This window comes from Flavobacterium sp. MK4S-17, assembly GCF_009848495.1.
Classification (GTDB): domain Bacteria; phylum Bacteroidota; class Bacteroidia; order Flavobacteriales; family Flavobacteriaceae; genus Flavobacterium.
Window position 1 is genome coordinate 124,949 of sequence record NZ_WWEP01000034.1, and the last position, 9,488, is coordinate 134,436.

The window sequence follows — 9,488 nt, forward strand, 5'->3', positions numbered from 1 at the left end:
AAAGAAGCCTGCATTTGCAGGCTTCTTTATTCTTTATCCTCACTAAGGTTATCTTTATAATCAGGATATAAAAAATTGTTATAAGGAAAACGTGTTATGTGTATTTCCCTTACTGCCTCATATACTTTTTCCCTGAACTCTTCCATATTTTCCTTATTTATGGCAGAAATGAAAAGGGCATTTTTTTCTCCCACATTTGCCATCCAGGTAGCTTTCCATTCCTCAAGCGTATTATGCCTTGGTGTTTTTTCGGTTACAAGGTCATCACTATCAATGGTAAGGGGTTTGTAGGCATCAATTTTATTAAATACCATTATAGTAGGTTTATTCATGCTGTCAATATCTTGGAGTATATTGTTAACCGAATGTATATGGTCTTCAAAATCAGGATGTGAAATATCTACCACATGCAATAAAAGGTCTGCTTCACGCACTTCATCAAGCGTACTTTTAAAAGACTCGATAAGTTGTGTGGGCAGCTTTCGTATAAACCCAACCGTATCTGACAATAAAAAGGGCAGGTTTTTTATAACCACTTTCCTAACGGTAGTGTCAAGTGTTGCAAAAAGCTTGTTTTCTACAAAAACCTCACTTTTGCTTATAACATTCATCAATGTCGATTTTCCAACATTGGTATAACCTACCAGTGCTACCCTTACCATCGCCCCACGATTGCTGCGCTGTACCGACATTTGGCGGTCAATGGTTTTTATCTTCTCCTTTAGCAGGGCAATACGGTCGCGCACAATACGCCTGTCGGTTTCAATTTCTGTTTCACCCGGCCCGCGCATACCTATACCACCACGCTGGCGTTCAAGGTGCGTCCACATGCCTGAAAGCCTTGGTAATAAATACTGGCACTGCGCCAGTTCTACCTGCGTGCGTGCATAAGAAGTTTCTGCCCTCTGGGCAAAAATATCAAGGATGAGGTTAGTCCTGTCCAGCACTTTGCATTCCAGTATGCGGTTCAGGTTTTTTTGTTGTGCGGGCGAAAGCTCATCATCAAAAATCACGGTTTTTACATCGTGCTCATTAATGTAAAGTTGAATTTCTTCAATTTTTCCTGTCCCTAAAAAAGTTTTAGGATTAGGGCGCTCCATTTTTTGTGAGAAACGCTTAACAACTTCTCCTCCCGCAGTATAGGTTAAAAATTCTAACTCGTCAAGATATTCCTGTAGCTTGTCTTCATTTTGTTCCTGTGTAATTACACCGGCAATTACAGTTTTCTCAAAATTTATCTTTTCTTTTTCAATCATAAAATTCCAAAAAGCAAAATTACGTATAAAACAATGTTTCTTAGGTTATTTTTAAATTTAATTCATTCTGTTTTCTTTTAGTGTTAAATTTTACCTATTTGTTATGTATTTATTATATTTTGTTAAATTTGGGGATTAAATTTAGCTAAACTATTAATTATGAAGAAAATTACATTAACGCTTTTAATGTCTTTCCTGGCTTTTTGCGGCGGCTATGCGCAGCTTCCCGAGGAAGGTTTTGAAGCCTGGCCACCTACGGATTGGCTCATACTTCAAAACAACGTGGGAACTACCAGATTCTGGAGGCAGAGTGTAGGAGACCAAAGTGGTCCTGAACCGCCTTATGAAGGAAACCATGCAGCATTCCTTGACAGATCGAATGTTAATCCTGCTTCAGGAACTCCTCAGGACTGGTTGGTTACAAAGGAATTCGAAATGCCTGAAAACCCCGAAATACATTTCTTTTCAAGGCTTACAGTGGGTGGTAATGATGGAGGTATATACCGCCTTATGATGATAGACCTTACTGAAAACCCGGGTGCAGATCCTAATGATTTTGCTAATTATGTACAACTGAAGGAATGGAATGAAATTGAACTTAACCCGATACAGACTCAATATATTGAAAAAATTGTAACCGAACCGGATATTCCTGCATCTGCTGTGGGGCATCAGGTTCGCATTGCATTTGTAATGGTTGCTAACAATGCTGACCGTTGGCTTGTAGATAATGTAAAGGTTGTTGAAAAATGTCTTGACCCTGAAAATCTTACAGCTTCAGGTATTGGCCTTGATGTTGCTACTTTAGGGTGGGACAATCCCGGCGGTGCTTCAAGCTTTGAAATAGAAGTGGTTGAGGCGGCACAGTTGCCAACAGGCATTGCAGATTATACAAGCAGCACCAACTCTTATCAGGTAACTACAGGGCTTACGCCGGATACAGATTACGCTTATTATGTAAGGGCGTTATGTACTAATGGAGGTGCTGACAACATAAGTGGCTGGGTTGGCCCGTTTGAGTTTAGCACGGTTGCTATAGGGGCTACGTGTGAAGCACCTATAGAAATTAATACAGTATCTTATTATACAGTTGGCAATACCAATAATTTTGATGATGATTACAGCGGATCAGCGGGTACAGGATGTACAGGAGGTACATATCTTAACGGTGATGATGTAGTGTATGCCTACAATGCAACCTTTACAGGTTCTATACTTATAAATATGAGGGATACCGGGCCTAATGCCGGTATATTTGTTTATAATGAGTGTGCTGATATTGGTAATACCTGTATTGCAGGCGGAACTGCCAGCCCTACTTCTCAGGCTAATTTTACAGTTCCTGTAACTGCGGGAGAAACATATTATATTGTAATTTCCACTTCAGGAACTACACAAACTACACCATATACTTTAACCATACAGCAGGTAAACTGTACACCTCCTGTTGGCCAGGCTACCAATAATATCCTGCCGACATCGGCTGAGCTTAACTGGACAAACCCAGGCAACGCCAGTTCATGGCAGGTTGTGGTTCAACCTGCCGGTTCAGGATTACCAACAGCTTCCAGTACACCTGAAACTGCAACAACTAATACTGCTTACCTTGCAGATAACCTTCCGCCGGCCACTAGCCTTGAGTATTACGTAAGGGCAGATTGTGCCGATGGTACGTTTAGTTCATGGGCAGGGCCATATACTTTCATGACTACCCAAGTTCCTGTTAATTTAGATTATACTGAAGATTTTGAAGGTGTTCACGGATGGTCATTAAACAATGGTACGCAAACCAACAAATGGGTAGTAGGTACGGCTGTTAATAATGGTGGTGCCAATTCACTGTATATATCTAACGATAACGGTGCTAATAACGCATATACTATTACATCTGCTTCAGTAGTGCAGGCATATAAGGATATACAGATACCGGCTACTGCAAACCAGCTTAAGCTTACGTTTGACTGGAAAGCAATGGGACAAGGAACCACAAATGACTACTTCAGGGTATGGATGGTACCTGTTAACTATAATCCTAATGCAGGTACACAAATTACTCCTAATGCCAGCAGGGTTGCTGTTGGAGGTAATTTTAACCAGAGCAATGATTTTGTTAATGCAGAATTTGTAATAAATATATTACCTGCATTCCAGGGCCAGGTAAGAAGGCTTGTATTTGAATGGAGGAATGACGCTACAGGAGGTACTCAGCCGCCTGCTGCTATAGATAATATTAACCTTTCACTTATAACGTGTCCTACACCAACAGGTGTTGCCATTGCAGCTAACAGTGCCACACTTACAGGAGCAACGTTTAACTGGGGCATACCTTCATGGGGTGCACCGGGCTATGATTATTATGTTACTACCGGCAACGAGGTTCCGGATGATACTACTATCCCAACCAACAATGCCGCTTTAACAACAAATACGGTAACACTAAACAACCTTAACCACTCTACAAATTATAATTTCTGGGTTAGGAGCAACTGTGGTGCTACAGATGGCAATAGTGAATGGATAGGGCCTGTAAACTTTAATACGTTACAAGTACCTGCAAACCTTGATTATGTTGAAGATTTTGAAGCTTCGCACGGATGGGCATTTATTAATGGCTCGCAAAACAATGAGCAGCCTAATAAATGGGTTATTGGCACAGCTGTAAATAATGGAGGTACTAAGTCATTATATATAACTAATGATAATGGTACTACCAATGCATATACAACTAACCAAACCTCAGTATCACATGCTTACCGTGATATACAATTCCCTAACAGTATTGATCAGTTAAGCCTTAAGTTTGACTGGAGGGCTCAAGGCCAGGGAACTACAAATGATTACTTTAGGGTATGGCTTGTACCGCAAAACTATAACCCTAACCCGGGTGCACAAATTACACCGGGTGGAGGCAGGATAGCTGTTGGGGGTAACTTTAACCAAAACGGTTCTTTTACAACGGCTGATTTTGTATTACCGTCTGCTGCTTACGGCGGCCAGGTAAGAAGGCTTGTATTTGAGTGGAGGAATGATGCTACAGGAGGTACTCAGCCGCCTGCCGCTATAGATAATCTTAATTTCTCTGTAATTACTTGTCCTGCACCTACAAACTTTGTGCTTACTACAGGCAGTGTTACTCAAACAGGGGCATCATTTACCTGGACAGGGCCTACCTCTGTAACACCTACTTATGATTATTATATATCAGCATTTGATGATACCCCGCCTACAGAAACAACTACGCCAACTAACACGGCACCTGTAACGGCTGCATCACTTGATTTAAATAACCTTAACTCATCAACAGTTTACTATATATGGGTGAGGAGTAATTGCGGTCCCGGCGATGAAAGTACCTGGACAGGGCCTGTAAGGTTTAATACACTACAAGTTCCTGCACCTCTTGATTATTCAGAGGATTTTGAAGGATTCCATGGCTGGACATTAATTAATGAAAGCGAAGCAAACCAATGGGTTGTGGGCAGTGCCACAAGTAATGGCACCGGCACTAAATCATTATATATAACAAATAACGGAGGTACAACAAATACCTATACTACAACTTCGGCTTCTGTAGTACATGCTTACAGGGATATACAAATGCCTGCAAATATTGAGCAGATGCTGTTAACTTTTGACTGGAAAGCTTTAGGTGAAAATAATACCGATTACCTGAGGGTATGGCTTGTTCCGGATAATTATAACCCTACGGCAGGAACACAGATAACACCAAACTCTACAAGAATTTTGCTTGGAGGCAATTATGGACTGTCTTCTGCATGGAAAACCAGCTCAGAAATTTATGATGTGCTGGCATACCAGGGCCAGGTAAGGAGGCTTGTATTTGAGTGGAGAAATAATAACACGGGAGGGGTAAACCCACCTGCTGCTGTAGATAATGTAAATGTAGAATTTATAACATGCCCTACACCTAAAAATCTTGCTGTAGGAACTGTAACGGCAAACTCTGCAGTAATAAACTGGACTGCACCTGTTACTGTAACGCCTACGTATGATTATTATGTTTCACCAATAATAACAAACGGGCCTACAGATACTACAACGCCTACAGGAAACGTACCAAATAATACAGTTACCATTACCGATTTCCCTAATAACTCCAGCAACCAGTATGTATGGATAAGGAGTAATTGCGGCAGTGATGATGAAAGCCCATGGATAGGGCCGGTTAACTTCAGCCTTCCGCAAACGCCTGCAGTACCAAACTTCAGTGATAATTTTGAGGGGCCTACTAACTGGACTATGAGCAACGGTAACCAAACCAATAAATGGGTTATAGGTACAGCAGTAAGTAGCAGTGCATCTACATCTTTATACATTTCTGATGACGATGGGGAAACTAACACTTATACGGTTACTTCAAGCTCTGTTACACATGCTTACAGGGATATTCAGCTGCCAAATATAGCATATGACCTTGGAGTAACATTCCAATGGAAAGCTGCCGGCCAGGGTACTACTGACAGGCTAAGGGTATGGATGGTTCCGGTTACTTTTAACCCTACTCCTGGTACACAGATAACAAACGGCGCTAACAGGACACTTGTAGGCGAATACAGTGACAGTGCAAACATCTGGAACAACGTGAGTGCTGTACTTTCTGAAACTGCCTATGTAGGCCAGGTAAGAAGGCTTGTGTTTGAGTGGAGAAACGATAACTCCGGAGGTACACAGCCACCGGCTGCCGTAGATAATATTAATGTTAAATTAATTACATGTCCTGCTGTAACCAACCTTGCAGTAAACGGTACTGAGTCTATCGGTACGGTAGAACTTTCATGGACACCTGTAGGTTCTGAAACGCAATGGGAAATAGTTATAGTAGAGCAGGGAGACCCGGCACCGGGCACTAACCCGGCAGGTGTTATTCCTGTGTCAGGCTCACCAAGTCATACAGTTTCATTACCGGCAGGTACTTTCTATGAGTTTTATGTAAGGCCGGTTTGTGCGCCTGATGATAAAGGTTTCTGGGCAGGGCCCGAGTTATTCTCAATATTCGCTCCGCCGGCTTGTGCCAAAGTGGACTTATATGATGAAGAACTTAACGTGGTAGCACCAGGAACAAACTTTAGTATATGCCCGGGTGAGGACGCATGTGTAGAGCTTACTGCTGATTTCCTTGAAACAGGAGCTACTACATCTTATGAAGTTGAAACGATTGATTATACTCCACAGTTCCCATTCTCAGGTGGTATAGAAATGAATATTAATGAAGATGACAGATGGTCTCCGGTATTTACACTACCGTCTGATTTTGATTTCTGTTTCTTTGGGCAAAAATATTCAACACTTCAGGTGGGCTCTAATGGCGTTATCGAGTTTGGCAGTAACTATTCTGCTACTGCTGCATGTCCATGGAATCTTACTGGCATGACAATTCCAAATACAAACTTCCCTATTAAGAAAGCTATATATGGGGTGTATCAGGATATAGACCCAAGGCCGGGAGAAAACCCAATTACAAACCCATCAATAAATTACCAGGTTTTAGGTACATATCCTTGTAGGGCATTTGTGGTGAACTATTCTGATATTGCACAATATTCAGGTACATGTCAAAGCAACCCTGCTATTGGCGGGCAAACATCACAAATAGTATTTTATGAAATAAGCAACATTATAGAGATATATGTGCAAAAACGTGTGCCATGTACAAGCTGGCCTTCAGGTGCTAATGGTGGCCAGGGCGTTATTGGTATTCAAAACGCCGCCGGAACTGTGGCTTATACCCCTGCGGGAAGGAATACTGGTCCCTGGACTGCTATTGAAGAAGCCTACAGGTTCACTCCTAACGGGCCGTCAAATGTTGAATTTGAGTGGCTTAAAGGGGGAGATTTCTTTAGTAATGATGAAACTATTGAAGTATGTGTTACTGATGTAACCGAGATGACTGCACGCGCTAAATATACTGGTTGTGGTTCAAATGTATCTATTATAGAAAGTAAGGTTACTATTACACCGGAAGAGCCTATTATTACTACAGTTCCTGCTAACTTAACAGAATGTGCACCTGCGGGAACCGACGTAACGTTTGATTTGATGGATGTAACAATAGGTATATTGCCGGATCCTGAAAATTATGAATTTACATTCTATGATACTCTGGATAAGGCTGAACTGGGCCAGTCACAAGACCAGTTGCCTACGAGTTATACTACCAATACGAATCAAACATTATATATAAGGACACAATTGGCAGGCAGAAGCTGTTATGTAACAGATGCATTCAGCCTTAATATAAGCCAGACTCCTGAGTTTGATTTAACAGGTGATGCAACTATCTGTCCTAATAGCTCTATTGTTCTTGAGGTAACACCAATTAATTTTGATCAGACATCACCGGATGTTTCATTCACTTGGACTAAAGATGGTGGCCCTGCGCTTCCTGATACAGGTTCTTCAATAACAGTAAACGAAGAGGGTATTTATGAAGTAACAGTTAACAATGCAGGATGTATTACAGCTAAAACAGTTACTATAGATGTTGTGGCAACACCTGCCCCAGACCAGCTTCCAGATGTAACAGCTTGTGAAAGCTTTACACTGCCTGTGCTTACCAATGGTACATATTATACTGCTACCGGCGGAGCCACAGGAGGCGGAACTGTGCTTAACGCAGGGGACCCTATAACAACTTCACAAACAATTTATATTTTCGCAGAAGGTGTTGACCCAATCTGTAGCAATGAAACTGAATTTGATGTAACTATTGTAACACAACCAGATGTTATTGTTCCTGATAACCAAGTGGTATGCGACAGCTATGAGCTGCCACCACTGGCAGAAGGCAATTATTATGATGCACCGGGTGGCGCAACAGGCGGAGGTAATATGCTTGCAGCCGGAGACCTGATTTCAACAGACATGACTATATATGTGTATGCTGATAATGGTGCGGCTGGCTGTACAGATGAGAAAAGCTTTACGGTATCTATAGCAGCACCTCCGGTTCCTGATAATCCGGGAGACCAGACAGCATGCTTTAGTTACTCACTACCGGCACTGGCTGCTAATAATTATTACTATACCGGTTCAGGCCAGACGGGTACTCAGCTTAATGCGGGAGATGTTATAGATACAAGCCAGACAATTTATGTTTGGGCAGAAACAGGAGCTACGCCAAATTGTACTGCGGAAGCCAGTTTTGATGTTACAATTATTCCTTCACAGAATGTAGTAACACCTGGCGATCAAACCGTGTGTGACAGTTATACTTTACCTGTACTTGCAGAAGGAAACTATTATACAGCTCCGGGAGGCCCTACAGGTGGTGGAACAATGCTTAATGCAGGCGACCCTATAACAACTACGCAAACAATTTATGTTTATGTAGTCATAGACCCTACACTACTGTGCCAGGGAGAAGCAAGCTTTACAGTAACTGTTGTTAACAGGCCAACAGCGCAGGTTGTGGCCGATGCAACAAGTTGCGACAGCTATACTTTACCTCCTTTAAATGCAGGTAACAGTTACTATACAGGTTCAGGGGCAACAGGTACTATGTTAAATCCTGGCGATCCTGTAACAGCTTCGCAAACTATATATGTATATGCAGGTTCGGCAGCGCCAAACTGTTTTGATGAAAGCAGTTTTGAGGTAACTATTTTAACCACCCCAACTGTTCAGACACCTGGTGACCAAACTGTATGTACAAGTTATACACTTCCTGCACTTGCACAAGGAAACTATTATACAGCACCGGGCGGCCCAACAGGCGGAGGAACCATGCTTAATGCAGGTGACCCTGTAACAGCTACACAAACTATATATGTATACGCTGCATCTGTTGCCAATGTTGTGCAATGTCCTGCCGAAGCCAGCTTTGATGTTACGGTGCTTCCGGCCCCGATTGCAGATGCGCCTGCTAATGTTGTGGAGTGTGATAGTTATTCGCTGCTTCCATTAACAGAAGGAAATTACTATACAGGGCCTGACGGTACCGGTAATATGCTAAGTGCCGGCAATGTAATTATAGACAGTCAGACACTATATGTATATGCCGATAATGGGGTATGTTCCGATGAAAATAGTTTCACGGTAACTATTACACCAACACCTACACTTTCAAGTATAAGTGAAGGCTGTGAAGGTGGAAGCTATATCCTTGGAGTTGTATTTGGTGTTGATGATGAAACCGACCAGGGCAATGCCGCTTATGCATGGAGCAGGACAGAAGGCGGGGCTGTTATCAGCACAGACCCAACCCTTACGGTA

General features: G+C 42.2%; 1 protein-coding gene and 1 pseudogene. One reads left to right on the forward strand and one right to left on the reverse strand.

What is annotated here, in order from left to right; genetic code table 11:
* Positions 1 to 26: 26 nt before the first annotated feature.
* Positions 27 to 1,256, reverse strand: a complete 1,230-nt coding sequence (gene hflX, locus GSF09_RS11425; RefSeq protein ID WP_159801502.1) for a GTPase HflX — start codon at positions 1,254 to 1,256, stop codon at positions 27 to 29.
* Between the two features lie 159 nt (positions 1,257 to 1,415).
* On the opposite strand from hflX, the pseudogene GSF09_RS11430 reads away from it, so the two are divergent.
* Positions 1,416 to 9,488, forward strand: a pseudogene (locus GSF09_RS11430) (fibronectin type III domain-containing protein); the annotation flags it as partial.